Genomic DNA, 25,273 nt, shown 5'->3' on the forward strand with positions numbered 1-25,273 from the left:
ATGAACGCTCCCGTGAAGAAGACGGCCATCGCCGGCGCCACCCGCCGCGACGTGGTGATCGGCGCCAGTCTGGTCGGCGGCGCCCTGGTGGTCGGGGCCTGCTCGCCCGGCGACCTGCTGTCGGTCGGCGCCAAAGAGGACTTCGGCGCCTTCGGCCCCTTCATCAAGATCGCGCCGGACGGCGTGGTCACCGTCGTCTCCAAGCACATCGAGTTCGGCCAGGGCAACCATGCCGGCCTGGCGGCCATCGTCGCCGAGGAGCTGGACGCCGATTGGTCGAAGGTTCGCGTCGAGCAGGCCCCCGCCATCGCCAAGGTCTACGCCAACACCGGCATGGGCGTGCAGGGCACCGGCGGGTCGTCGGCGATCTCCAATTCCTGGGACCAGCTGCGCAAGGCCGGCGCCTCGGCGCGGGCGATGTTCGTCGAGGCCGCCGCCAACAAGTGGAGCGTGCCGGCCGGCGAGATCGCGGTGAAGGACGGCGTGCTGTCGCACGCCGCCTCGGGCAAGAGCGCCGGTTTCGGCGAACTGGTCGCGGACGCGGCCAAGGCGACGCCGCCCGCCACGCCGACGCTGAAGGACCCGAAGACCTTCACCCTGATCGGCACCGACCGCGTGCGGCGCAAGGACTCCCGGGCCAAGTCCGACGGCACGGCCAAGTTCACCCAGGACGTCCAGCTGCCGAACATGCTGATCGCCATGGTCGCCCACGCCCCGAAGTTCGGGGCCAAGGTCGCTTCCTTCGACGCCGCCGAGGCCAAGAAGATCCCCGGCGTGGTCGAGGTCTACCAGATCCCCAGCGGGGTCGCGGTGGTGGCCGAGAACACCTGGGCCGCCAAGCAAGGCCGCGAGGCGCTGAAGGTCACCTGGAACGAGGACGAGGCTGAGAAGCGGTCCTCCGACGCGATCCTCGCCCGCTACAAGGACCTCGCCTCGGGCAAGGCCCAGCCGTCCGACAAGGAGGCGTGGCAGGCCTTCGAGAGCAAGGGCGACATCGCGACCGTGAAGGGCGAGGCGTTCGAGGCGGCCTACGATTTCCCGTTCCTGGCCCATGCGACCATGGAGCCGATGAACTGCGTGGCCCAGGTCGGCGTCGGCAAGGCCAAGCTGACCTTCGGCTCGCAGATCCCGACTATCGACCAGCTCAACACCGCCAAGATCGTCGGCATGCTGCCCGGCTCGGTGGAGATCGAGACCCTGTTCGCCGGCGGCTCGTTCGGACGGCGGGCGAACTTCCAGTCCGACTACGTCGCCGAGTGCGTCGAGATCGCCAAGAAGGTCGGCAAGGAACGGCCGGTGAAACTGGTCTGGACCCGCGAGGACGACATGGCGGCCGGTTACTTCCGGCCCATCGCCCACCACACGGTCCGCGTCACCCTGGACCAGGACGGCTATCCGGCCAGCTGGCGCCAGCGGGTCGTGACCCAGACCCTGATGAAGGGCTCGCCCATGGGCCAGCCCAAGCTGGACGAGACCGCGGTCGAGGGAACCCTGGGCTCGCCGTATCTCAAGGCGACGCCGATCGTCGATGCGCAGCTGATCCAGCCGGACTCGGGCGTGCCGGTGCTGTGGTGGCGTTCGGTCGGCGCGACCCACACCGCCTATGTGATGGAGCACACCATCGACCAGCTGGCCAAGAAGGCCGGCAAGGACCCGGTCGAGTACCGCCGCGCGCTCTACACCAAGGCCGGGGCGAACCGGCATCTGGCGGTGCTGAACCTGGCGGCGGAAAAGGCCGGCTGGACGACGCCGGCGCCGGCCGGCTGGACCCGCGGCGTGGCCGTGCACGAGAGCTTCGGCTCGGTCGTGGCTCAGATCGCCGAAGTGAAGCTGGACGGCGGCGTCCCGAAGGTCGGCCGCGTGGTCACCGCCATCGATTGCGGCACCGCGATCTCGCCCGACCAGATCGCCTCGCAGATGGAAGGCGGCACCTGCTACGGGCTGTCGGCGGCGATGTTCGGCCAGGTCACGCTGAAGGACGGCGTGGTCGAGCAGGGCAACTTCGACAGCTACCGCGTGCTGCGCAATTCCGAGGCCCCGACCGTCGAGACCTACATCGTCCCGTCCGGCAATGCGCCGAGCGGAGTGGGCGAGCCGGGAACCCCGGTCATCGGCCCGGCGGTGGCCAACGCCCTGCTGACCCTCACGGGCCAGCCGACGCTGAGCCAGCCGTTCGTCAAGGCTTAGGAAAGCTCCCCTTCGGACCCGAAAGCCCGAAGGGGAAGCCGATCATCACCAGGTGAAGGACGCGGCCGCGCGGATCGCGTGGCTGTCCGACGCGTCGGTCCAGCCGTAGCGGTAGCCGAGGCTGACGCGGGTGCGGTCGCTGATCGCCGCGTCGAGCTGGGTCGACAGCTTCACGGCCGTTTCGCCGGCCGAGGCCGCCGCGACGTCGAAGCTGTTCTGGCCCATGCGTGCGCCGAGCGTGGTGGTGTCGTCGCCGAACTCCTGGGTCACGAACAGCGAGGCCAAGGGGCGCAGCTTGATCGCTCCGGCCTGGGTCTGCGTGCTGATGCGACCGCCGACGCGGCCCTGGACGGCCGTGCGGGTCTCGCTGGCGAAGCGGAGGGCGCCGGTGGTTTCGCCGTCTTCGCTGACGGCGTCACGCTCGGCCCGGTCGGCCGCGAGGCCGGCGGCCAGCACCAGGTCGGCGCGGCCCATGGCGAAGCGGCGGCCGGCCTCGACGTCGGCCGACAGCGAGGCGCCGTCCGCCTTGCCCAGATAGGCGCGCGCGCCGTTGGCCAGGGTGACCGAGCGGGTCAGCTTGTAGTCGTCGAGACCCGCGGCCACCACGCCGTTGACGTAGTTGTCGCCCGAGCGCCAGGCGCCGTAGCCGTGCAGTTGGTAGCTGACGGTGCGAGCCGTGCCCATGCCGCGGCCGTCGACCTCGGTCTCGCCGTAGCTGACCGCCGCGCCGACCAGCAGGTCGTCCGACAGCGGCTGATCGATCCCGAAGATCATCGAGGCGCGGTCGGTGCGATAGCCATAGGCGGCTTGGTCGGCGTCGATCTCCCAGGTGTCGGCGCCGGCCACGCCCCAGACCTTGCGGGCGCCGAAGGCGGTCTCCAGGCGGTCGGTGACCTCGGTGCGGGTGGCGCGGCTGGAGGCGAGCACCGCTTCTATGCCGTCGGCATGGATTTCGCCCGACGCCTGGTGCAGCGCGTCCAGCAATTGCGGTCGCTTCAGGCCGACGAGACCGCCGGCCAGGCCGGCGTCGCGCTGGCCCGCGGCCAGGCGACTGGCGTCGACCACGCGGCCGACCGCCTGGGCGTTCTGCTTGCCGGCGCGGCCCGCGAGCGCGGCGTAGCTGTTCGGCGTCACCGCCAGCACCACCGCCTTAGGCAGATAGAGCACGTCGAAGCGCGAGTCCGGGGCCAGGCCCTCAGTCGGCTGGGTGATGGCCGCGAAGGCGCCGGTCACGCCGCCTTCGGCGCTGACCACCTGGAAGCTGTCGCCGATCTGCGGGGTGTAGGTGTTGGTCGCCGAACCGGTGATGCCACGGGTGATCGCCGTGATGGTCCCACCGGCGGTGTAGACGCTTCCCGCGCCGCTCACCACCAGCTGGTCGTGATGGCCCGCGCCATTGCCGGCGGTCGGGCCGTCGATATCGATGGCCAGGGTCGAGCCCGCCGCCTGGGCGACGCTGCCCGCGACCACCAGCACGCCGGGCGAGTTGCCGGGCGACAGGGTTCCGTCCACCTCGACGTTGCCGTTGACGCGACCCGAGCCGCTCATCGTCCCGCCGTCGTCGACCCAGACCTGGCCGGCGAAAACGTTGTTGAAGGCCAGTTGGCCCTGCTGCACGCAGGCGCCGATGGCGTTGGAGCCGGCGGCGTTGAGGCTGAGAGTCCCAGTCCCGGACTTGACGAAGCAGTTCTGGCCGGTGAGCACGCCGTTCATCGTCACGTCGTGGCCGGCGGTGTCGAAGCCAGAGTTCTCGCCCTGGACGTTCAGCCCCTGGGTGACGGTCATGTTGGAGCCGGCGACCAGTCCAGCGCCATTGCCGAGCGTGATCTGCCCGCCGGGCGCGCCCAGCGCATTCGCCGATCCGGCCACCACCGAACCGCCCTGGATGTCGAGCGAGCCGTGGCTGTTGTTCCCGGTCAGGGTCAGCGTCCCGGCGCCGGTCTTGATCAGGCCGCCGCCGCCGTTGATGTCGCCCGTGTGCTGGACGTTGTGTCCGGCGGTGTTGAAGCCGCCCTGCTGGCCAGCCCCGATCTGCAGGCCCTGGCTGACCGTCGAGTCACGATCCGAGCGCAGCGCGCCGCCGCCGCTCATGGTGATCGTGCCCGAGCCGAGCGCGCCGCCGCCATTGAAGGCGACCGTGCCACCCTGGATGTCGAGGCCGTTCTGGCTGTTGGACCCGGTCAGGGTCAGCACCCCTTCACCGGTCTTGGTCAGGGCGCCTTCGCCCTGCACGCTGCCGGAGATCGTCAGGTCGTGGCCGCCGGTGTTGATGGTGCCGCCGGCCTCGCGGACCGTGAAGGCGCTGTTGATCGAGGCTGAGGCGCCGAGGTTCAGCGTACCGCCGTCGAACACCGGATTGACCTTGCCGCCCAGCACGTCCTCGGGCGTGAACGAGCCGCCCGCGGCGATGTCTGGCAGGGCGCCGCCGCCGCCGCCGCCATTGGCGCCGATCGCCGCGGCGATGTCGGTGCCGAAAATGTACTGGTACTTGAACGTGACCTTGCCGCCGCTGAGCAAGTCGCCGAGGTCGAAGCCCAGACCGATCGAATTGTCCCCGTTCCCGTCATTGTCGCCGGACAGGTAGAACAACGGATCGGAGCTCCACGGAAAGCCGGCGACTCCCGAATTATGGGTGGCCGAGTCGTTCGAATAGAGGCCGATGACGTACTTGGAGGCCAGTGCTTCGGCATAGACCAGGTCGCTGGCGGCGACGCTGCCCGAGCCCTGGAAGTTGTTGGTTGCGCTGCTGTCGCCGGCTGCGGCGCGGGCGTCGGGATCGGTGAAACGGCCAAAGCTGAGGCCCGTTAGATCCGTCAGCGCTTCGATGGTGGTGACGATGTTGAGCTGCTGGCCGGCGTCGTTGAAGTAGTAGTCGTGGCTGATGGTGAACAGGTTCGCCCCGCCGTTCGTGACCGTGGCCGACCAGACAGCGCGTTGATCGTAGGTCGCGCCGTCGTACGCCACGCCGCTGTAGGAGACCAACGCGCCGCCGGCGATGCCGACAGAGCCAAGGGCGGAGTTGTTGTTGTGGAACGAGAAGGCCGAGCCGGCGCTGCCTTTGATGGCGAAGCCCTCATAGGCCGTCCCTGGCGTCAGGTAGTCGTAGCCCGCGTTGAACGTGCCCGTTCCCGTGCCGTCGTACAGAATGCCCGGCGAAGTGTTGTTGTCGTAGCCTAGCGTACCGCCGGTCTCGTTCAGACCGACCTTGATGTACTTGCCGCTCAGGATCAGCGGGCCGCCTGCGGTCGCCGCCGCCATCGGCGCGGTCAGCGCGGTTCCGGCCATGGCGATCAGCGCCAGGCGCGACCACCTTCCCGTTGCACTCCGGCCGGAACGCAGGCCGCACGAAACACTCCGCGCGGCGAGCGCCGCACGTTCAACATTCGAACTGAACAAGACTAAGCCCCAGACCCCTTTGGCGGCGGCGACGCGCAACCGCTGATTTCTTCATCAAGACCGCGTGGGCTCGCTTCTGCTGGCCCGGATGGATCGCGGTTGAGGCTTTCTCACCGATCTTGTTTAACGAAGCTTGACCTTAAAATAGGCGCCCTACTGCGGCAGGTCGCCGCGCTCGTCGACGTCGAACAGCACGCCATCGTCAGGCGCCGGGGCCAGGGCCAGCCGCTCGCCGAGCCCCTTCAGGATCGCCCGCGCGCCGGCGTCGCCGCTCAGCGTGAGCAACTGGGGCAGCAGCGCCGCGCCGATCAGGGCCGGGTGGCCGCGCTGTCCCTCGAACACCGGCGCGGCGGCCGGGGCGCCGCCGCGCACCGCCTGCGCCAGGTCCGTCAGCACCGCATGCGGCACACGAGGCATGTCGCCGAGGAAAACAAACACGCCTGCACAATCGGCGGGCAGCTCAGCGGCGGCGCGGCGCAGCGACGCGCCCATCCCCTCGTCGTGGTCTTCGGCGTGCACCACCAGCAGGCGACCTTCGGCACCCGTTCGCGCGGCAAAGTCGCGGGCGGCCGCCTCGACCCGCTCGCGATCGGCGCCGGTGACCAGGATCACCCGGCGAATGGGCGCGGCGAAGGCGGCGGCCAGGGCGCCGTCCAGCAGGGCGCCGCCTGCCCAGGGCGCGAGCAGCTTGCCGCCGCCGAACCGCCGCCCCGCCCCGGCGGCCAAAACCACAGCCTCGAATTCGGGCGCCCCTGTCGCCAAACCGTGTTCCCCTCTATCTTATGGTCAGCATGACGCCCTACGACGCCGCATCGCCGCAAGAGGCCCGCGCCCAGCCGCTGATCGATGGATTCGGCCGGACTGTGAGCTATCTGCGCGTCTCGGTCACCGACCGTTGCGACCTGCGCTGCGTGTACTGCATGTCAGAGCACATGACCTTCCTGCCGAAGGCCGAAGTCCTGACCCTGGAGGAGCTCGACCGCATCGCATCGGCCTTCGTGGCGCTGGGCACGCGCAAGCTGCGGATCACCGGCGGCGAGCCGCTGGTGCGCAAGGGCGTGATGGGCCTGTTCGAGAACCTCTCGCGGCACCTGAAGTCGGGCGCGCTGGACGAGCTGACCCTGACCACCAACGGCACCCGGCTGGAGGAATTCGCCGCCGACCTGGCCCGGCTGGGCGTGCGGCGGGTGAACGTCTCGATGGACACCCTGGACCCGGCCAAGTTCCGTGTCCTGACCCGCGGCGGCCAGCTGCCCAAGGTCATCGCCGGAATCGATGCGGCCCTGGCCGCCGGGCTGTCGGTGAAGATCAACGCCGTGGCGCTGAAGGACGACAACGCCGCCGAGCTGCCCGACCTGATCGCCTGGGCCCATGCGCGCGGCTGCGACATGACCCTGATCGAAGCCATGCCGCTGGGCGAGATCGAGGTCGACCGCACCGACCAGTTTCTGTCGCTGAAGGATGTCCGCCGCAATCTCGAGAGCTTCTGGACCTTGAACGAGATCGCCCACCGCACCGGCGGCCCGGCGCGTTACGTCCAGGTCGAGGAAACCGGCGGGCGGCTGGGGTTCATCACCCCGCTCAGCCATAATTTCTGCGAAAGCTGCAATCGCGTGCGGCTGACCTGCACCGGCACCCTGCACACCTGCCTCGGCCGCGAGGACGCCAGCGACCTGCGTGCGGTGATCCGCGCCGGCGCCGACGACGCGGGCCTGATCGACGCCATCCGCCTGGCCGTGGACGCCAAGCCGCAGGGCCACGACTTCCACATCGAGCGCGCCGCCGCCCCGGCCGTCGCGCGGCACATGTCGACCACCGGGGGCTAGAGCTCATGGCCAAGGTCCTGCTGTTTGGTCGCCTGAGCGACATCGCCGGCTGGCGCGAGCGCGAGATCGAGAGCGCCTCCATCGCCGCCCTGCGCGCCCTGCTGTCCGGCGAGGACGCGGATCTGGCCGAGGCGCTGGCCCGGCCGGGCGTGCAGGTGGCGCTGGACCAGGCCATCGTCCGCGGCGACGCGGCGATCACCGCCGGGTCCGAGGTCGCCTTCCTGCCGCCGATGAGCGGCGGATGATCAGCCTGACCGACCAGCCGTTCGAACCGGGCGCGCTGCTCACCGCCTTCAGCCAGGGCCGCAGCGAGACCGGCGCCATCGCTACGTTCACGGGCCTGGCCCGCGCCGAACGCGGCGCGACGACGACGCTGGAGCTGGAGGCCTATCCCGGCTTCACCGAAACGGCGATCGGCAAGATCGCCGACGAGGCCAAGGCCCGCTTCACCCTCGACGACTTCCACATCGTCCACCGCATCGGGAAGATCGCGCCCGGCGAGGCGATCGTGTTCGTGGCCGCCGCCGCCACGCACCGCCGCGCGGCCTTCGAAGCCTGCGATTTCCTGATGGACTACTTGAAGAGCCGCGCTCCCTTCTGGAAGAAGGAGACCGGCCCCGACGGCTCGCGCTGGATCGAACCGCGCGAGCAGGACCACGCCGACATCGCCCGATGGGAGACCTCCAAGCCATGAACGCCCTCGCCCCCGGCGGCCACATTCACCCGGACCAGGCGATCAAGCCGGTCCGCATCGCCGTCCTGACCGTCTCCGACACCCGCGACGAGGAGAGCGACACCTCCGGCCACGTGCTGGTCGAGCGCATCACCGGCGCCGGGCACGAACTGGCCGACAAGGGCATCGTGCGCGACGACGTCGCCCAGATCCGCGAGCAGATCAAAGCCTGGGTCGCCTCCGGCAGCGTCGATGCGATCATCACCACCGGCGGCACCGGCATCACCGGCCGCGACGTGACTCCCGAAGCGGTCGAGCCGCTGTTCGACAAGAAGATCGACGGCTTCTCGGTGATCTTCCATCTGGTCAGCTACCAGTCGGTCGGGCTCTCGACCCTGCAAAGCCGTGCTGTGGCCGGCATCGTCGACGGCGTGTTCGTCTTCTGCCTGCCGGGATCGAACGGCGCGGTGAAGGACGGCTGGGACAAGGTGATCTCCGCGCAGCTCGACAGCCGCCATGGCCCCTGCAACATGGTCGAACTCATGCCGCGCCTGCTCGAGAAGTAGGTGAGCAAGCTCACCCACATCGACGAGACCGGCCGCGCCCACATGGTCGACGTCTCCGACAAGGCGAGCACAGCGCGCGAAGCGACCGCCGAGGGCTTCGTGCGCATGGACGCCGCCACCCTGGCCCTGGCCCTCTCGGGCGACGCCAAGAAGGGCGATGTGCGCGCCACCGCCGAGATCGCCGGGATCATGGCCGCCAAGAAGACGTCCGACCTGATCCCGCTGTGCCATCCGCTGGCGCTGAGCAAGGTCGAGGTCCGCGTGGCCCCGGCCGACGGCGGCCTGGCCGTCACCGCCCGCGTGAAGACCTCGGGCCAGACCGGCGTGGAGATGGAGGCGCTGACCGCCGTCTCGGTCGCCTGCCTGACGATCTACGACATGCTGAAGGCGGCCGACAAAGGCATGACCATCGAGAGCGTGCGGCTGCTGACCAAGAGCGGCGGCAAGTCCGGCGACTGGGCGCGCGCATGAAGCTGATGCCGGTCGATGACGCCCGCGCTGCGATGCTGGCCGAGGTTTCTCCCCTGGCCGGCGAGACCGTCGCGCTGAAGAACGCCATCGGCCGGGTGTTGGCGCAGGACGTCGCGGCGATCCGCAACCAGCCGCCGTTCGACGCCTCGGCCATGGACGGCTGGGCGCTGCGCAGCGCCGACGCCCCCGGGACGCTGGCCATCGCCGGCGAGAGCGCGGCCGGCCACGGCTATGAAGGCGTGCTGCAGCCCGGCCAGGCGGTACGGATCTTCACCGGCGCGGCAATGCCCGCCGGCGCCGACACCATCGTCATCCAGGAGGACGCGACCCGCGAGGGCGACGCCGTCACGGTCCCGGCCTCCGCGCCCGGCGCCAACCTGCGCCCCGCCGGCGGCGACTTCCGGGCCGGCCAGGCGCTGCTGACCGCCGGAACCCGCATCGATCCCTGGCGGTTGTCCTTGGCGGCCTCCGCCGGGCGCGCCGAGGTTCTCGTCCACGCCCGGCCGCGGGTGGCCATCGTGTCCACCGGCGAGGAGATCGTCGAGGCGCCGGCCGCGCCGGGCCCCTACCAGATCTACGATTCCGGCGCGCCGGCCCTCACCGCCATGGTCGAGGGCTGGGGCGGCCTCGCCTTCAAGTGCAAACCGATCCGCGACGAGCTGGACGCTGTGATCGCCGCGCTGCGCGACGCCGACGCCGATCTTGTCGTCACCGTGGGCGGCGCCTCGGTCGGCGACCACGATCTGGTGCGCGCCGCCGCCGAAGCTCTCGGCCTCTCGCTCAAGGTCGCCAGCGTCAATGTCCGCCCCGGCAAGCCGACCTTCTTCGGGGTGTTCGGCGACGGCCGCCGGCTGCTGGGTCTGCCCGGAAATCCGGCCTCGGCCTTCGTCTGCGCCGAACTGTTCTTGAAGCCCATCGTCATGAAGATGCAGGGCGGGGCCGAAAACCCGCCGATGGTGAGCGCCCGCCTGGCCGCGCCGCTGGCCGCCAACGGGCCTCGCGAGCACTGGATGCGCGCCAAGCTCAGCCATGTGGACGGCGGCCTGACCGCCGAACCCTATCGCGACCAGGACTCCTCGCTGGTCACCGTCTTCGCCGCCGCCGACGCCCTGCTGCGCCGGCCCGCAGGCGCCCCGGCCCTGGCCGCGGGCGAACTGGCCGAGGTGCTGCCGCTGACGCGGGGGTGACAACCAGTGTCATCCCGGTTTGCAAAGCAAGACCGGGACCCATTCGCGCCGCGAAGGCGGATTGAGGCGGGGCCGCGCCGCCGCCTGAGCCATCAGGTGTTCATGGGTCGCGGACAGCCGCTGCGCGGCTTCCGGGATGACACGCGATGGAACAGCTAAGCCGTCTCGCGCTTCGGCGTCGCCTTGCGCGGCTCTTCGGCCAGCCGTGCGTGGCGCAGGGCGGTGATCTCGCCGATGACCGATAGCGCCACCTCCCAAGGAGCCTTGCCGCCGATGTCGAGGCCGATGGGGGCGTGAAGCTGCTGCAGCCGCGCCTCGGGGAAGCCCGCCGCGCGCAGCGGCTCCAGCCGCTCGGGCAGGCGCTTGCGCGCGCCCAGCAGCCCGACATAGCCGGCGTCGGACGGCAGGGCCGCGGCCAGGGCCTCGCGGTCCATGTCGAGGTTGTGCGTGGCGATGGCGATGGACGTCCAGGCATCCGTCCCGATCGCCGCCAGCGCGGCCGCCGGCTCGTCGCGGCGATAGGCGATCCCGGGGATCGGCGGCGGCGCCTGGGGTCCCTTGGGCCGCACCAGCGTGGTCTCCATGCCGGACTGGACGCCGAGCTGGGCGATGGCGAGCGCAGTCGGATCGGCGCCGAACACCACCAGTCGCGGAACGGGGTCATAGGCCTGGACGACCGCGCCATCCCAGGGAGCGGGCGCGGCCCCGCAAGCACGCCGCACGCCGTCGCTCACCCAGACCACCGGCCGCCGCTGGTCGTGGGCCGCCAGCAGCTCGGTCAGCGCGAGGTCGCCTGGCTGCAGGCGCTCGACGAAGATCTCGATCCGCGCGCCGCACAGCAGCTGGATGTCGGGCCAGGGGCTGCCCGCGCCGTAGACCAGGCGCCGGGGGGTTCCATCCTCAAGGCAGGCGAAGGCGTGATCGGCGACGTCGCTCTCCACGCAGCCTCCGGAAAAGTAACCGGCGACAATTCCCTCGGCGAAAACCATCTGCGTGCCCGGCGGACGCGGCCCGCCCCCCTCGACCGACACCAGGGTCGCCAGGGCGAGCGGCAGATTCCGTTGCTGGGCTTGGCGTAGCGCAGGCCGCACATCGTCGGCCATGCCGAACATCGGCCATTCGGGGAGGGGCTCTCGCATGGCTCGACTTTAACCCCCTGGAAAGGTCCTAGACACCGGTTCTTTAGGCATTGCCGTGAAGATGGCGCTTCATCGCTTCCGTATCCAGCGTCACCGGCTTCATGATCTCACCGCTCTCCAAGCTCGGCCTCGGCTCCGCACAGTTCGGTCTCGACCAGACCACCCTGGTGCGCGGCCGCGCGCCCCAGGCCGAAGCCCGGGACATCCTGGACATCGCTGCGCGCGCTCAGTTGGCGGTGCTGGACGTCGATGGCCATTCGGCCGTCGCCGAGGCGGCCCTGGGCGAAGTGCTGCCGCGCCCGACCCCGTTCCGCATCTCGATCTCCACCGTGCGCCCCGACCGTGGCCCGGACTATGTGGAGGCCGAGGCCCGCGCCACTCTGCGCCGTCTGGGCGTGGAGCAGGCCGACGCCATCCTGGTGCCCTGCGCCGCCGACCTGTTCGGCCCACACGGCATGGCCCTCTGGAACCGCCTGCGGGCGCTGAAGGACGCGGGCCTGACCCGCAAGATCGGCGTCTCGGTGTTCGCCTCCGACGACCCGCTGGGCGTCGCCCGCCGCTTCCGTCCCGACATCGTCCAGGCCCCGGCCTCGCTGCTCGACCAGCGGCTGCTGATCGACGGCACCCTGGCCGCCCTGGCCGGCATCGGCATCGAGGTGCACCTGCGTTCGATCTTCCTGAACGGCCTGCTGTTCCTGCCGCCGGACCGCGCGCCGACGCACCTCAAGGCCGCCGCCAGCCGTATCTCCCGCGCCCGCCGGCTGATCGCCGAGGGCCGTTCCGACCCGCTGCAGGCGGCGCTCGGCTTCGCGCTCTCGCGCGTCGAAGCCGCGACGGTCCTGGTCGGCGTCACCTCCGCCGCCGAGGTCTCGGCCGTGATCGCGGCCGCCTCCAGCCCGCCGCCGGATCTCGACTGGGACGAAATGGCGATCGACGATCCGGTCGCCCTCGACCCACGCGCCTGGGCCGCCGCCTAAACTAGCGCTTCGCCCATACGCCGAACGGATCGACGAAGTCCTTGCCGAGCGCTTCGGCGACGGCCGGGTGGGTCACCGCGCCTTTCAGCACATTGAGCCCCTTGGCCAGGTGCGGGTTCTCCCGCAGGGCCTCCAGCCCGCGGTCGGCCAGCGCCAGACCGAACGGCAAGGTCGCATGGACCAACGCCTCGGACGAGGTACGCGGCGCCGCGCCCGGCATGTTGGCCACGCAGTAATGCACAACCCCGTCGACCACATAGGTCGGCTCGGCGTGGGTGGTCGGATGCGAAGTCTCGAAGCAGCCGCCCTGATCTATCGAGACGTCCACCAGCACCGACCCGGTCTTCATCCGCTTGAGATGCTCGCGGCGGACCAGCTTGGGGGCCGCGCCACCTGGCGTCAGCACCGCCCCGATCACCACGTCGGCCTTCAGCACCTCCTCCTCGACGGCGTCGAGCGTCGAGTAGCGGGTCAGGATGCGGCCAAGGAACATGTCGTCCAGCTGGCGCATGCGCGGGATCGAGCGCTCCAGCACGACCACCTCCGCGCCCAGGCCGGCGGCCATCCGCGCCGCATTGGCGCCGACCACCCCGCCGCCCAGCACGCACACCCGCGCCGGCGGCACGCCCGGCACGCCCGAGATCAGCAGCCCCATGCCGCCGTTGTGCTTGAGCAGGGTCTCGCCGGCCGAGAATACCGCGATGCGCCCGGCCACCTCCGACATCGGCGCCAGCAACGGCAGCCCGCCGGCCGCGTCGGTGACCGTCTCGTAGGCGATGGCCGCGCAGCCCGACGCCAGCAGGCCGTCGGCCTGGTCCGGATCCGGGGCCAGATGCAGGTAGGTGAAGAGGATGTGCGCCTCGTTCAGCCGGGCCCATTCGGCCGGCTGGGGTTCCTTCACCTTCACGATCAGCTTGTTGTCGCTGAAGATCGTCTCGGCGTCGGCGGCGATCGCCGCGCCGGCGCGGACATAGGCGTCGTCGGCATAGCCCGCCCCGGCGCCGGCGCCGGCCTGCACCATCACCTCATGGCCGCGGGTCACGTACTCGCGGACGGCGGTGGGCGTCAGGCCCACACGGTGTTCGTTCGGCTTGATCTCGCTTGGAACGCCGACCTTCATGCAGCCGCCTCCGACAGGACTGGGCCCCCAGCGGCATGGAGCGGGCATATCGGCGCCTGGTCAACCCAGGACGCAGGCGGCCATGCCCTCGCGGTTGATGGTCCCGGCGGCCTTGCCGATCTTGCCCGAGCGGCGCTTCACATAGGGGCCCGGCTTGGCCGCCTTCCACTTCAGCGGGCTGGGCAGGATCGCCGCCAGCCGCGCGGCCTGAGCAGGGGTCAGCTTGGCGGCGCTGACGCCGAAGTTCTTCTGGGCGGCCGCCTCGGCGCCATAGACGCCCGGACCCCATTCGATGGAGTTGAGATAGACCTCCATGATCCGCTGCTTGCCCCAGATCACCTCGATCAGCACCGTGAAGTAGGCCTCGAGGCCCTTGCGGACATAGGAGCGGCCCGGCCACAGGAAGACGTTCTTGGCGGTCTGCTGGCTGATGGTCGAACCGCCGCGCAGCTTCTTGCCCTTGGCGTTGGCCTCGTAGGCCTTCTCGATGGCGGCGAAGTCGAAGCCGTGGTGGTCGCAGAACTTGGCGTCCTCGGCGGCGATCACCGCGCGCACCAGCCGCGGCGAAATCTCGTCCAGCGGCTTCCAGCGGCGGTCGAAGCCCCGGCCCTCGGTCACCCGCTGCACCATCAGCCAGGTCACCGGCGGCGGCACGTACCGGTAGATGGCCGTGACCAGCACCGGACCGATCAGGCCGAAGATCAGCACCAGCAAGAACAGGCCGCCGATCAGCCGCCCGAAAAACCCCTTAGACGCCTTTGCCAAGACCCTTGCCCTTACCCCACGGCCGGATAGTAGCGATGCTTTGAGCAAGGTTCCAAGCCGCCGCAAGGACGCAATCTGTTGAACGTTTCCGACGCCGTCGCCGCCCGCATGTCGATCCGCGCCTTCAGGCCGGACGTCCCGCCCGCCGCCCTCGTGCGCGAGATCCTGGAAGCGGCGGCCCGCGCGCCCTCAGGCGGCAATCTGCAGCCGTGGAAGGTCTACGCCCTGACCGGCGCGCCGCTGGCGCAGCTGAAGGCGGAGGTCACCGCCAACCCCTTCGGCGAGCCGATGGAGTACGACGTCTATCCGCCCGACCTCTGGGAGCCCTTCCGCACCCGCCGGTTCAAGAACGGCGAGGAGCTGTACGCCTCGGTCGGCATCCCGCGCGAGGACAAGCCCGCCCGCCTGCGCCAGTTCGCCCGCAACGGCGAGTTCTTCGGCGCCCCGGTCGGCCTGTTCTTCTGCCTCGACCGCAAGGTCGGTCCGCCGCAGTGGTCGGACGTCGGCATGTACATGCAGACGGTGATGCTGCTGGCTGTCGAGCGGGGCCTGGACACCTGCGCGCAGGAGTACTGGGCGCGCTATCCGCAGAGCGTCGCCAAAGCCGTGGGCCTGCCCAGCGACCACATGGTGTTCTCAGGGATGGCGATGGGCTGGCGTGACGAGACCGCGCCGATCAACGCCTTCCGCTCCACCCGCGACCCATTCGAGGTCTGGGGCGAGCTGCGGGGCTTCGAGTCTTAGATTCTCCCAGCCGCCCACTCTGTCATCCCGGTTTGCGAAGCAAGACCGGGACCCATGAACACCAGATGAGGCAGGAGGCGGCTCCGTCTGAGCCTCATTCTCCAAGGATCAGGCGGCAATGGGTCCCGGTATTCGGCTGCGCCGAAACCGGGATGACACCTTGGGGCGTCGCTTAAACGCTCAGCACGCCGGCCGCGCCGTCCTCGTCGCCCCAGGCGACGCGCGTGCCGTCCTTGCTCATGGCCAGGGCGGCGATGGCCGAGCCCTTCTCCGCCTTCAGCGGCACGACCCGCTGGCCGGCGAGGTCGCAGGCCCAGACACGGCCGTCGTCCAGCCCGGCGCAGACCCATTGCCCACCGGGCATGCCGTCGACGCGCACGACCATCGCGCTCTCGTCGAAGCCGACCTCGGCCGCCTGCTTGCCCATCGGGCCTGTCGCGCCCGCGAAGGGCCAGGCCACCAGCCCGTTGGCGCCCGACGTGATCAGCAGCTGGCCCTTGGCGACGAAGGCCATGCTTTTGACCTTCACCGGATAGCCGCCCATCCGCAGGTTCTTCTCGTCGGCGACGCGCCAGCCGTGCAGCGCGTTCTCCTGCATGGCCGACATCAGGAACTTGCCGTCGGGGCTGAACGCCAGGCCGACGTGGCTGCCCGCCCACTTCAGGACATAGGGCTTCTGCTCGGCGATCTTGGCGTACCAGAGCCAGGCGCCGCCATAGGTCGCCGCGGCCACCCGCCGGCCCTTGGGATCGAAGGCGACATGGGCCACCGACTTCTCGTGGGTGAAGGTGCGGCTGAAGGCGGGATCGCCGGCGTCGCGGATGTGCAGGTCCTTGGCCGCCGAGAAGGCGATCAGCTTGGACTCCGGCGAGGCGTCGACCGAGTCGATCCAGCGGCCGGGGATCTTGGCGATCTCGACGGCGCCCGAAACCCGCGACCAGACGACGCGGCCGTCGTCGCCGCCGGTGATCAGGCCCTCGCCGCTGGGATGCAGGCAGGCGCAGAGAATCGCGCCGTCGTGGGCGTCGATCTGCTCGCCCGACTCGAATCGGACGGTGCCGTCGCCAAGGGCGAACAGGGCCTTCCCGTCCTTTCCGAACAGGGCCGCGGTGACATAGGCGTCGAACTGGAAAGTCATGGTGGGGGTCATACCTGCCTAACAACGATCTTGGCGAGAGGCGGAATCGACCAGAAACGCGCCTCCGAAGCAGGCGCCGCGCAAGACCCGACCTCTGGAGAGCGCGAGTCCGCAGGTTCGGGCTTTACAATCCCTTTTTGTTTAGCGATGGGTGTCTGCGACTGTGCGGTGGCCTCAACGAGAGGCCCAAGGGAAGGAAATTAATATGGGTGCGAAGCTGGGTGGCGGAGGCGGCGGCAAGTTCGACCTCGGCCAGAACAGCGACATCAACGTTACGCCGTTCGTCGACGTGATGCTGGTGCTCCTTATCATCTTCATGGTGTCGATCCCCGCTGCGACGGTGTCGATCAAGCTTGACCTGCCGCCGGCGGTTCCGCCGCCCCCGGGCACGAAGGTCGAAGAGCCGACGCTGATCAACGTTCAGCAAGGCGGCAAGCTGTTCATCGGCGATATCCCGACCAGCCTCGACACCCTGCCCGCGGACTTGACCCGCATCCTGGCCAAGCCGGAACCGACCGAAGAGCGCGTCTACATCCGCGCCGACCGGACCGTTCGCTACGGCGACTTCATGGCCGTGATGAACACCCTGCAGGGCAACGGCTTCTTCCAGGTCGCCCTGATCAACGAAGAGCTCTAAGCAGCCCTTCGGACGAAATAGAAAAGCCCGCCCAGGGAAACCCGGGCGGGCTTTTTCTTTGCCTGTTATCCCGGACGCCGCAGAGCGGCCGTCCGGGATGAGGAGCCCCTAGGCCGCGCAGGCCTCGAAGCCTTCGCGCAGCTTGGCTTCGTCGAGGTTGCGGCCGATGAACACCAGCCGGCTGTAGCGCCTGTCGCCGTCCTTCCACTGCCCCTGGAAGTCGCCCTCCAGGATCATGTGCACGGCCTGGAACACCAGGCGGCGATCCTCGCCCTGCACGTCGAGGATGCCCTTGGCGCGCAGGATGTCCGGCCCCTGGTCCTGAAGGACCTGGTTCAGCCAGTTGGTCACCCGTTGCCCGTGGATCGGCTTGTCGAGCGTGAGCGAGATGCCGCGGATGCCTGCTGCCGCCGCATGGTCCTGATGATCATGGTCGTGGTGACCGTGGTCATGATCGCCGTGGTGATGATGATGGTCGTGATCATGGTCGCAGTCCTCGTCGTGAACGTGGCCCGTTTCGCCGTGGGCGGGATTCAGAAATTCCGGCTGCACCTCGGTGATGCGGGCCAGGTCGAAGCTGCCGCGGCCGAGAATGGCCTCGAGCGGCACCTGCGAGCGTTGGGTGCGATGGATCGGCGCCAGCGGGTTCAGCCGGCGGATCGCCGCCTCGACGCTGCGCAGTTCCTCTTCGGTGACCAGGTCGGTCTTGTTCAGCACGATCTGGTCGGCAAAGGCGATCTGCTCGACCGCTTCCTTAGAGTCGGCCAGCCGCAGCGGCAGGTGCTTGGCGTCGACCACGGTGGTGACGCTGTCGAGCTGGGTCTTGGCCTTCACGTCGTCGTCGACGAAGAAGGTCTGGGCCACCGGCCCCGGATCGGCCAGGCCCGTGGTCTCGACCACGATGGCGTCGAACTTGCCCTTGCGCTTCATCAGCCCCGACAGGACGCGGATAAGGTCGCCGCGAACGGTGCAGCAGACGCAGCCGTTGTTCATCTCGAAGACTTCTTCGTCAGCGCCGACGATGAGGTCGTTGTCGATGCCCACCTCGCCGAACTCGTTGACGATGACGGCGTACCGTTTGCCGTGGTCCTCGGTGAGGATGCGGTTGAGCAGCGTGGTCTTGCCGGCGCCGAGATAGCCGGTGAGAACGGTGACGGGTGTCTTGTCGGTCATAGGCGTCATCTAGTCATTGATCGCGTGGAAGGGAACAGGCTGCGGCCTTCGACCGCTTGACCTCATATGGGTGTTATCGAATAACACCGCGCCCTGGCGACCGCCGCTATATATAAGAGCAACCGTGACCGCCTCCGCCCCAGAACGCCAAGGACAGATGGACGCCTTCCGGGGCGATCGCACCTATCTGGGCGCCGACCACGCCCGCAACGAGCGTCGGACCTGGCTGGTGGCCGCGATCTGCGTGCTCACCCTGGCGGCGCAGATCGGCGGCGGACTAGCATTCAATTCCATGGCCCTGATCGCCAACGGCGTGCACATGGCCGCCCACGTCGCCGCGCTCGTCGTCGCGGCCGGCGCCTATCGGATGGCCCGCCGCTACGCGCAGGACCCGCGCTTCTCGTTCGGAACCGGCAAGCTCGGCTATCTGGCGGGCTTCGCGAACGCCGCCGTGCTGGCGATCAGCGCCGTGCTGCTGGCGATCGAGAGCGGACGCCATGTGCTCTCGCCCTCGGACGTGGCCTATGACGGGGCGTTGGCCCTGGCCGCCCTGGCGCTGGTGATCAACCTGGTCTGCATGTGGTTGCTGCGGCCCGTTCACAGCCATGCGCATGATCGCGACGGCGACCTCAACCTCTCGGCCGCGCATCTGCACCTGGCGGGAGACGCCGCCATCTCGGCCTTGGCCATCGTCGGCCTGGGCCTGGGGCGGACGTTCGGCTGGGCCTGGGCCGACGCCCTCGCCGGGCTGGCCGGCGCGGCGCTGCTGGCCCATTTCGCCTGGCGGCTGCTGACCCGCACAGGCGCGGTCCTCCTGGACGTCAATCCTTCGCCCGAGCTGACGGCCGAGATTCGCCATCGCATGGAGAGCGGGGGCGAGCGGCTGCTCGACCTTCACCTCTGGCGCCTGGGGCCCGGTCACCACGCCGCGATCGTCGTCGTCGAGGCCCAGAACGTCCTCGCCGCCGAGGCTTATCGCGCGCGGCTGGCCGGTTTGCCGGGTTTGAGCCACGTGACCGTAGAAACACGCCAGGCGCGTTGACTCTCAACGGTCCCTCTGTATAAGTCCGCGCCTCTCGCCCGCGGGCTATCTCGCGGGCGCTATCCATTTTGCTATAGTCCAAGGCGCCAACGATGTACGCGGTGATCAAAACCGGCGGAAAGCAGTACCGGGTCCAAGCCGGTGACCTGCTGGTCGTCGAAAAGCTCGACGGTGAACCGGGTGCGGAAGTCGCGTTCGGCGACGTCCTCCTGCTCGGCGATGGCGAGGCCATCACGGTCGGCGCTCCGCTGGTCGACGGCGCGACCGTCTCGGCGACCCTGATCGAAACTCGCCGTGGCGAGAAGATCAAGATCTTCAAGAAGATCCGCCGTCAGGGCTATCGCCGTACCCGCGGTCACCGCCAGTCGGAAACCGTGCTGCGCGTGACCTCGATCGCCGGCGCCGGCAAGACCGCCAAGTGGGACGGCACTGTCGACCTGACCCCGAAGGCCCTGCTGGACGCTCGCGCCCGCAACCTGAAGAACGTGGTCGCCGAGCTGGAAGCTTCGGCTCCCGCCGCTCCGGCCAAGGGTAAGAAGGCCGCTGCGGCGACCGACGAAGCCCCGGCCAAGAAGGCTGCGCCGAAGAAGGCCGCCGCCAAGAAGTCTGACGACGCCGAATAAGCGCGCACTAGAGAGTTAGGAGAGAGCTATGGCTCACAAGAAATCTGGCGGCTCTTCGCGCAACGGTCGCGACTCGGCTGGCCGCCGCCTCGGCGTAAAGAAGTTCGGTGGTGAAGCTGTCGTCGGCGGCAACATCATCGTGCGCCAGCGCGGCACGAAGTTCTTCCCGGGCGACAATGTCGGCATCGGCAAGGACCACACCCTCTTCGCGACCGCCAACGGCGCCGTGAAATTCGTGACCAAGCGCGACGACCGCACCTACGTGAACGTGGTTGTGGCTCAAGCGGCCGAATAATCAGGCGAACCTCTTGAAACCGGGTTCGCCGTAAGGCGAACCGGGCAGGAAGCTTCCGAGGGGGAGTCCGGATCGCCGGACTCCCCCTCTTTGCGTTCTGGAAGGGCCCCGACAGAGGGCCGGGAGGTAGACCGATGTGTGCGATTGAACTGGAGCCTGTCGTCACGACGCAGCGGCTGCGGCTGCGCAGGCCCCGCAAGGCCGACGCAGCCCGCCTGGCGACCTACGCCAACGACTTCGACGTGGCCCGCATGACCACGGGCATGCCCTATCCGTACGGCGTGGAGCACGCCGAAGGCTTTCTCGAGAAGGCCAGCGAGTCCGATCCTGCCCGCGAGGCGGTGTTCGTGATCGACCATCCCGAGCAGGGCGCCATCGGCGTGCTCGGCTTCGACACGCGCGACGGCGGCGAGCGGGAGATCGGCTACTGGGTCGGGCGCCCACACTGGGGCCAGGGCTACGCTACCGAGGCGGCGCAAGGCGCGCTGGTCTGGGCGCATCGCACCTGGGGCCGGCGCTACATGCATGCGGGCCACTTCGCCGACAACCCGGCCTCGGGCCAGGTGCTGTGCAACGCCGGCTTTCTCTACACCGGCGATGTCGAGTTGCGCCCATCCGTCGCCCGCGGCGGCCGGGCGACGCCGACCCGGATGATGGTGTGGCTGGCGTAACGTCACACACGCGATGAATCGAGGCGCCCCGCAGCCGCAAGGCTCGACGGGGCGCTTCCCATGCTACAAAAGGCCCCGATGAAGTTTCTCGACCAGTGCAAGATCTATATCCGCTCCGGGAACGGTGGCGGCGGCGCTGTGTCCTTCCGGCGCGAGAAGTACATCGAGTACGGCGGTCCTGACGGCGGCGACGGCGGCGGCGGCGGCGATGTCTGGATCGAGGCCGTCGACGGCCTCAACACCCTGATCGACTACCGCTACCAGCAGCACTTCAAGGCCGGCACCGGCATCCACGGCATGGGCCGCAACCGCCATGGCGCGGCCGGGGAAGACGTGGTGCTGAAGGTCCCGGTCGGCACCGAAGTCCTCGACGAAGACAAGGAAACCCTGATCGCGGACATGGACGTGGCCGGCAAGCGCCTGCTGCTGCTCAAGGGCGGCAACGGCGGCTGGGGCAACGACCGTTTCAAGGGTCCGATCAACCAGGCCCCGCGCCACGCCAATCCCGGCCAGGAGGGCGAGGAGCGCTGGATCTGGCTGCGGCTGAAGCTGATCGCCGACGTCGGCCTGGTCGGCCTGCCCAACGCCGGCAAGTCGACCTTCCTGGCCGCGGCCAGCGCCGCCAAGCCGAAGATCGCCGACTATCCGTTCACGACCCTGGCCCCCAACCTCGGCATGGTCGACCTGTCGCCCAGCGAACGCTTCGTGCTGGCCGACATCCCCGGCCTGATCGAAGGCGCGTCGGAAGGCGCGGGCCTTGGCACCCGCTTCCTCGGCCACGTGGAGCGCACCGCCGTGCTGATCCACCTGGTCGACGCCACCCAGACCGATGTGGTCGAGGCCTGGCGCACCGTCCGCGGCGAGTTGGAAGCCTATGGCGAGGAACTCGGCGACAAGGTCGAGATCGTCGCCCTCAACAAGATCGACGCCCTCGACGACAGCGTCATCGAGATGCAGCGCGAGGCGCTGGAGGAAGCGGTCGGCGGCAAGGTCCGGCTGGTCTCCGGCGTCTCCGGCAAGGGCGTCGTCGACATCCTGCGCGAGGCCTACGGCCTGGTCCGCGAACGCAAGGCCCAGATCGCCCAGGAAGAAGCCGAGCAGATCGGCGGCACGGGCTGGACCCCGTGAGCGGACTGGCCCAGGCCAAGCGGGTCGTCATCAAGGTCGGCTCCGCCCTCGTGGCGGGTGAAGCCGGCGCCGACGCCGCCTGGCTGGCCGCCTTCGCCGCCGATGTCGCCCGCCTGCGCGCACGCGGCCAGCAGGTGCTGGTGGTCTCGTCCGGCGCTGTGGCCCTGGGCCGCCGACGGCTGGGAATGGGCCGCCGCAAGCTGACGCTTCCGGAAAAGCAGGCCTGCGCCGCCGCCGGTCAATCGGCGCTGATGCGGGCCTGGGAAGAAGCGCTGGAGCCGCACGGCCTCGCCGTCGCCCAGGTGCTGATCACCCGCGACGACACCGAGATCCGCCGCCGCTGGCTGAACGCCCACGCCACGCTCTCGACCCTGCTGAGCCTGGGCGTGATCCCTGTGGTCAACGAGAACGACACCGTCGTCACCGAAGAGATCCGCTACGGCGACAACGATCGCCTGGCCGCCCGCGTCGCCCAGATGATCGGGGCCGAGGCCCTGGTCCTGCTCTCCGACATCGACGGCCTCTACACCGCCGATCCGCGCAGCAACCCGTCGGCCGAGCACATGCCGCGCATCAGCCAGCTGACGCCGCAGATCGAGGCCATGGCCGGCGGCGCCAACGCCAGCGCCGGGGTCGGCACCGGCGGCATGGCCACCAAGATCATGGCCGCCCGCATCGCCCAGTCGGCCGGCTGCGCCACGATCATCACCCTGGGCCGCCGCCCAGCTCCGCTCGCCGCCATCGAGGCCGGAGAGAAGGCGACGGTGATCGAGCCTTCGGTTTCGGTCGCCGCCGCCTACAAGGCCTGGATCGCCGGCTCGCTGGCCACCTCCGGCGCGGTCATCGTTGACGAGGGCGCAGCCGCCGCCCTGGCCACCGGCAAGAGCCTGCTGCCGGCCGGCGTGCGCGCGGTCGAGGGCCGGTTCGACAGAGGCGACGCCGTGGTCGTGGTCGATGAGGCCGGCCGCGAGATCGGCCGTGGTCTGGTCCGCTACGACTCCGACGACGCCGAGCGCATCCGCGGGCTGAAGTCGGACGCCATCGAGGGCGTTCTGGGGTTCAGCTACGGCCCGATGATCCACGCCGACGACCTGGCGCTGTCGGCGCGAACGCCGGCCTGACGCCACGACGGATTTGCGACGGCCCTCAAAGGGGCCTACTAAACCTCAAACTGAGCATTAGGGCGCGTAATGGACGACGCGGCGGCGATCACCAAGGCCGAGACGGGAGCCCGGACGGGCAAGCTGGAGACTCTGGTCGCCGGCATGCCGATCCCATTCGGGGGCGACCGCGTGGCGTTCGTTTCCGACAAGCTGGCTGCGGCGTTCCGGCCCGGCGACCGGCTTGTCGTGGTCCAGGAGACCGGCGACCTGCTGCACATCCCCGCCCCGGTGCAGGCGATCGCCGCCGGCGCCGTCGGCCGCGCCCATGAGGCGTTCGGCAAGCTGGCCGAGGTCAGCGACGCCGCCATCACCACCTTCTTCGAGGCCTTCGCCGCCAACCTGGCCGACGACGGCGCCTGGAGCGCGATCGCCAAGGCCAACGCCGAGGACGTCGTCCGCGCCCAGGCGCGCGGCCGCTCGACCACCCGCCTGGCGGTCAGCGAGGCGATGCGCGCCGACATGATCGCCGGCCTGCATGTCTGGCGTGACGCCAAGGGCGGACGCGGACGCCTGGTCGAACGGGTCGAGCACCCTGGCTGGACCGTTGAACAGGTCGCCGCCCCGCTCGGTGTCGTCGGCTTCATCTTCGAGGGCCGTCCGAACGTCTTCGCCGACGCCACCGGCGTCCTGCGCACCGGCAACACCGTGGTGTTCCGCATCGGCTCTGACGCGCTCGGCACCGCTCGCGCCATCGTCGAGCACGCCCTGGACCCGGCGATTGAGGCCGCCGGCCTGCCGCCCGGTTCGGCCGCCCTGGTCGATAGCCCCGAGCACGCCGCCGGCTGGGCGATGTTCTCCGACAGCCGCCTGGCGCTGGCCGTGGCCCGCGGGTCCGGTCCCGCCGTCGCCCAGCTGGGCGCGATCGCCCGCCAGGCCGGCGCGCCCGTCAGCCTGCACGGCACGGGCGGCGCCTGGATGGTGGCCGCCGCCGACGCCGATCCGGCCCGCTTCAAGGCCGCGGTCTATCACTCGCTCGACCGCAAGGTCTGCAACACCCTCAATGTCTGCGCCATCGTTCGCGAGGCCGCCGACACCCTGGTCCCGGCCTTCCTCGCCGCGCTCGACGCCGCCGGGGAGCGGCGCCGCAATGTGAAGCTGCACGTGGTCGAGGGCTCGCAGGACGTCCTGCCCGCCGCCTGGCGCGAAGCGCGCGTCGCGGTCGGCCGCGCCGAGGGCGACGTCGAGGAGCCCAAGGTCGAACTGCTGGCGCAGAGCGAGCTGGGCCGCGAGTGGGAGTGGGAAGAGACCCCCGAACTCACCCTGGTGCTGGTCGACAGCATCGAGGCCGCCGCCGCCCTCTTCAACCGCTACAGCCCGCAGTTCGCCGCCAGCCTGATCTCGCAGGACGCCGAGGCGCACGAGCGCTTCTACGGCGCGGTGAACGCACCCTTCGTGGGCGACGGCTTCACCCGCTGGGTGGACGGCCAGTTCGCCCTCGACCGCCCCGAGCTTGGGCTCTCGAACTGGGAGCACGGCCGGTTGTTCGCGCGCGGCGGGGTGCTGTCCGGCGACGGGGTGTTCACCGTCCGCGCCCGGGTCCGCCAGAGCGACCTTGACCTCGACCGCAATCCCGCCACGGCCAAGCCGCTTTGAGTCCGCGAGGGTCCAATGTGGTTCGCCGGCCCGGCTAGGCGCCGGCCCAAGGCAGGGCGCCCCGACGCCCTGCGGCTCGGCTTCGATCTGAGGCCGGGAATGCGCGTGGGCCTCTATGGCGGCTCGTTCAACCCCGCGCACGAGGGCCACGCCCACGTCGCCGAGACCGCGCGCCGCCGGCTGCAGCTCGACCGGGTGATCTGGCTGGTGTCGCCGCAGAACCCGCTGAAGGCCAGCCACGAGACCGCCAGGCTGGAAGACCGCATGGCCGGCGCCCGCCTCTTCGCCCGCGGCCGCAGCATGATCGTCAGCGACGCCGAGACGCGGTTCGGCTCGCAGTACACCATCGACACCATCCGCGCCCTGAAGGCCCGTTTTCCGGGCGTGGACTTCGTCTGGATCATGGGCGCCGACAGCTTGGCCAGCTTCCACCGCTGGCGCGGCTGGACGCAGATCATGGCCGAGGTGCCGGTCGCCGTCGTGTCGCGGCCGTGGATTTCGCTGAAAAGCCGCTCCTCGCCCGCGGCGCGACGTTTCGCCCACACCCGCGTCTCGCTGCTGCAGGCCAAATTGCTGCCCGGCGCCTCCCCGCCGCGCTGGGTTTTCCTTACCGGGCCTCTGAATTTCCAGTCGTCTACGGCCCTGCGCGCGCGGCAGGCGAAGTAGCCCGATCACGATCCATACGGCCCGGGAACGATCGCCCAGGCCCGCGGCTTGAAGACTTCGTGACGTTGGGCTGACCAATCCGCCCAATCCGTG

The 25,273-nt window shown here is 69.8% G+C and carries 25 protein-coding genes; 18 read left to right on the forward strand and 7 right to left on the reverse strand.

The features are described from left to right. On the forward strand, positions 1 to 2,187 hold the full coding sequence (locus tag ASC79_RS05525; RefSeq protein ID WP_056025032.1) for a xanthine dehydrogenase family protein molybdopterin-binding subunit: 2,187 nt from the start codon (positions 1 to 3) through the stop codon (positions 2,185 to 2,187). 45 nt (positions 2,188 to 2,232) lie between these two features. Here the strand turns inward: ASC79_RS05525 and ASC79_RS05530 are convergent, their stop codons facing one another. Continuing rightward, on the reverse strand, positions 2,233 to 5,472 hold the full coding sequence (locus tag ASC79_RS05530; RefSeq protein ID WP_056025029.1) for an autotransporter domain-containing protein: 3,240 nt from the start codon (positions 5,470 to 5,472) through the stop codon (positions 2,233 to 2,235). A gap of 264 nt (positions 5,473 to 5,736) precedes the next feature. Then, a complete protein-coding gene (locus ASC79_RS05535; protein ID WP_056025023.1) occupies positions 5,737 to 6,345 on the reverse strand; it encodes an NTP transferase domain-containing protein in 609 nt (202 codons plus the stop codon). A gap of 29 nt (positions 6,346 to 6,374) precedes the next feature. On the opposite strand from ASC79_RS05535, the gene moaA reads away from it, so the two are divergent. The 6 genes from moaA to glp are packed head-to-tail and all read left to right on the forward strand — an operon-like array spanning position 6,375 to position 10,306. Then, positions 6,375 to 7,409, forward strand: a complete 1,035-nt coding sequence (gene moaA / locus ASC79_RS05540) for a GTP 3',8-cyclase MoaA (RefSeq protein WP_056025169.1) — start codon at positions 6,375 to 6,377, stop codon at positions 7,407 to 7,409. A 5-nt stretch (positions 7,410 to 7,414) separates the two neighbouring features. Next, positions 7,415 to 7,654 carry a MoaD/ThiS family protein gene (locus ASC79_RS05545; RefSeq protein ID WP_056025020.1) on the forward strand — a complete coding sequence of 80 codons (240 nt, stop codon included), beginning with the start codon at positions 7,415 to 7,417 and terminating at the stop codon, positions 7,652 to 7,654. Beyond that, positions 7,651 to 8,103 (forward strand): molybdenum cofactor biosynthesis protein MoaE, encoded by a 453-nt coding sequence (locus ASC79_RS05550; protein WP_056025017.1) that lies wholly within the window; start codon positions 7,651 to 7,653, stop codon positions 8,101 to 8,103. Before ASC79_RS05545 ends, ASC79_RS05550 begins: the two co-directional genes overlap by 4 nt. Next, a complete protein-coding gene (gene moaB / locus ASC79_RS05555; protein ID WP_056025014.1) occupies positions 8,100 to 8,648 on the forward strand; it encodes a molybdenum cofactor biosynthesis protein B in 549 nt (182 codons plus the stop codon). The genes ASC79_RS05550 and moaB overlap by 4 nt, the downstream gene beginning before the upstream one ends. Next, on the forward strand, positions 8,649 to 9,119 hold the full coding sequence (moaC, locus tag ASC79_RS05560; RefSeq protein WP_056025011.1) for a cyclic pyranopterin monophosphate synthase MoaC: 471 nt from the start codon (positions 8,649 to 8,651) through the stop codon (positions 9,117 to 9,119). Beyond that, positions 9,116 to 10,306 (forward strand): gephyrin-like molybdotransferase Glp, encoded by a 1,191-nt coding sequence (gene glp, locus ASC79_RS05565; protein WP_056025007.1) that lies wholly within the window; start codon positions 9,116 to 9,118, stop codon positions 10,304 to 10,306. Before moaC ends, glp begins: the two co-directional genes overlap by 4 nt. A 155-nt stretch (positions 10,307 to 10,461) precedes the next feature. Here glp and ASC79_RS05570 read toward each other — a convergent pair whose 3' ends face one another. After that, on the reverse strand, positions 10,462 to 11,445 hold the full coding sequence (locus ASC79_RS05570) for an XdhC family protein (RefSeq protein WP_056025004.1): 984 nt from the start codon (positions 11,443 to 11,445) through the stop codon (positions 10,462 to 10,464). Positions 11,446 to 11,546: 101 nt separating this feature from the next. Here ASC79_RS05570 and ASC79_RS05575 point away from each other — a divergent pair, with 101 nt between their 5' ends. Continuing rightward, positions 11,547 to 12,422 carry a bifunctional regulator KidO gene (locus ASC79_RS05575; protein WP_056025003.1) on the forward strand — a complete coding sequence of 292 codons (876 nt, stop codon included), beginning with the start codon at positions 11,547 to 11,549 and terminating at the stop codon, positions 12,420 to 12,422. A gap of 1 nt (position 12,423) precedes the next feature. On the opposite strand, the gene ald is transcribed toward ASC79_RS05575, so the two are convergent. After that, positions 12,424 to 13,542 carry an alanine dehydrogenase gene (gene ald, locus ASC79_RS05580; protein ID WP_056025000.1) on the reverse strand — a complete coding sequence of 373 codons (1,119 nt, stop codon included), beginning with the start codon at positions 13,540 to 13,542 and terminating at the stop codon, positions 12,424 to 12,426. Positions 13,543 to 13,602: 60 nt separating this feature from the next. Further along, the gene (mtgA, locus tag ASC79_RS05585) at positions 13,603 to 14,307 is read right to left on the reverse strand and encodes a monofunctional biosynthetic peptidoglycan transglycosylase (RefSeq protein ID WP_056024997.1); all 705 of its coding nucleotides are present in this window, start codon (positions 14,305 to 14,307) and stop codon (positions 13,603 to 13,605) included. Positions 14,308 to 14,385: 78 nt separating this feature from the next. Here mtgA and ASC79_RS05590 point away from each other — a divergent pair, with 78 nt between their 5' ends. Further along, positions 14,386 to 15,051: a nitroreductase gene (locus tag ASC79_RS05590; RefSeq protein ID WP_056024994.1), complete on the forward strand. Its 666-nt coding sequence runs from the start codon at positions 14,386 to 14,388 to the stop codon at positions 15,049 to 15,051. A 172-nt stretch (positions 15,052 to 15,223) separates the two neighbouring features. Here ASC79_RS05590 and ASC79_RS05595 read toward each other — a convergent pair whose 3' ends face one another. After that, positions 15,224 to 16,189, reverse strand: a complete 966-nt coding sequence (locus tag ASC79_RS05595) for a WD40 repeat domain-containing protein (RefSeq protein ID WP_056025166.1) — start codon at positions 16,187 to 16,189, stop codon at positions 15,224 to 15,226. A gap of 205 nt (positions 16,190 to 16,394) precedes the next feature. Between ASC79_RS05595 and ASC79_RS05600 the strand changes: the two genes are divergently transcribed. Continuing rightward, entirely contained in the window at positions 16,395 to 16,826 is a 432-nt protein-coding gene (locus ASC79_RS05600; RefSeq protein WP_056024991.1) for a biopolymer transporter ExbD, read from the forward strand. Positions 16,827 to 16,934: 108 nt separating this feature from the next. Here ASC79_RS05600 and ASC79_RS05605 read toward each other — a convergent pair whose 3' ends face one another. Then, complete coding sequence (locus tag ASC79_RS05605) at positions 16,935 to 18,008, reverse strand: GTP-binding protein (RefSeq protein WP_056024987.1); 1,074 nt, start codon at positions 18,006 to 18,008, stop codon at positions 16,935 to 16,937. Between the two features lie 115 nt (positions 18,009 to 18,123). On the opposite strand from ASC79_RS05605, the gene ASC79_RS05610 reads away from it, so the two are divergent. From ASC79_RS05610 to ASC79_RS05645, 8 genes are all read left to right on the forward strand, one after another. Next, positions 18,124 to 19,041 carry a cation diffusion facilitator family transporter gene (locus ASC79_RS05610; protein ID WP_200937079.1) on the forward strand — a complete coding sequence of 306 codons (918 nt, stop codon included), beginning with the start codon at positions 18,124 to 18,126 and terminating at the stop codon, positions 19,039 to 19,041. Positions 19,042 to 19,133: 92 nt separating this feature from the next. Beyond that, positions 19,134 to 19,664 (forward strand): 50S ribosomal protein L21, encoded by a 531-nt coding sequence (rplU, locus tag ASC79_RS05615; protein WP_056024981.1) that lies wholly within the window; start codon positions 19,134 to 19,136, stop codon positions 19,662 to 19,664. 28 nt (positions 19,665 to 19,692) lie between these two features. Next, the gene (gene rpmA / locus ASC79_RS05620) at positions 19,693 to 19,959 is read left to right on the forward strand and encodes a 50S ribosomal protein L27 (protein WP_056024978.1); all 267 of its coding nucleotides are present in this window, start codon (positions 19,693 to 19,695) and stop codon (positions 19,957 to 19,959) included. A 134-nt stretch (positions 19,960 to 20,093) separates the two neighbouring features. Next, the gene (locus tag ASC79_RS05625; protein WP_056024976.1) at positions 20,094 to 20,630 is read left to right on the forward strand and encodes a GNAT family N-acetyltransferase; all 537 of its coding nucleotides are present in this window, start codon (positions 20,094 to 20,096) and stop codon (positions 20,628 to 20,630) included. 78 nt (positions 20,631 to 20,708) lie between these two features. Continuing rightward, positions 20,709 to 21,758, forward strand: coding sequence for a GTPase ObgE (gene obgE, locus ASC79_RS05630; RefSeq protein ID WP_056024973.1), 1,050 nt, complete (start codon positions 20,709 to 20,711; stop codon positions 21,756 to 21,758). Beyond that, positions 21,746 to 22,879 (forward strand): glutamate 5-kinase, encoded by a 1,134-nt coding sequence (gene proB, locus ASC79_RS05635; protein ID WP_235528870.1) that lies wholly within the window; start codon positions 21,746 to 21,748, stop codon positions 22,877 to 22,879. The genes obgE and proB overlap by 13 nt, the downstream gene beginning before the upstream one ends. A gap of 69 nt (positions 22,880 to 22,948) precedes the next feature. Next, positions 22,949 to 24,514: an aldehyde dehydrogenase family protein gene (locus tag ASC79_RS05640; protein ID WP_056024967.1), complete on the forward strand. Its 1,566-nt coding sequence runs from the start codon at positions 22,949 to 22,951 to the stop codon at positions 24,512 to 24,514. Between the two features lie 15 nt (positions 24,515 to 24,529). Beyond that, complete coding sequence (locus ASC79_RS05645; RefSeq protein ID WP_056024964.1) at positions 24,530 to 25,180, forward strand: nicotinate-nucleotide adenylyltransferase; 651 nt, start codon at positions 24,530 to 24,532, stop codon at positions 25,178 to 25,180. The last annotated feature ends 93 nt before the right edge of the window (positions 25,181 to 25,273 follow it).

It is taken from the genome of Phenylobacterium sp. Root1290 (assembly GCF_001425305.1).
Taxonomy (GTDB): Bacteria; Pseudomonadota; Alphaproteobacteria; order Caulobacterales; family Caulobacteraceae; genus Phenylobacterium.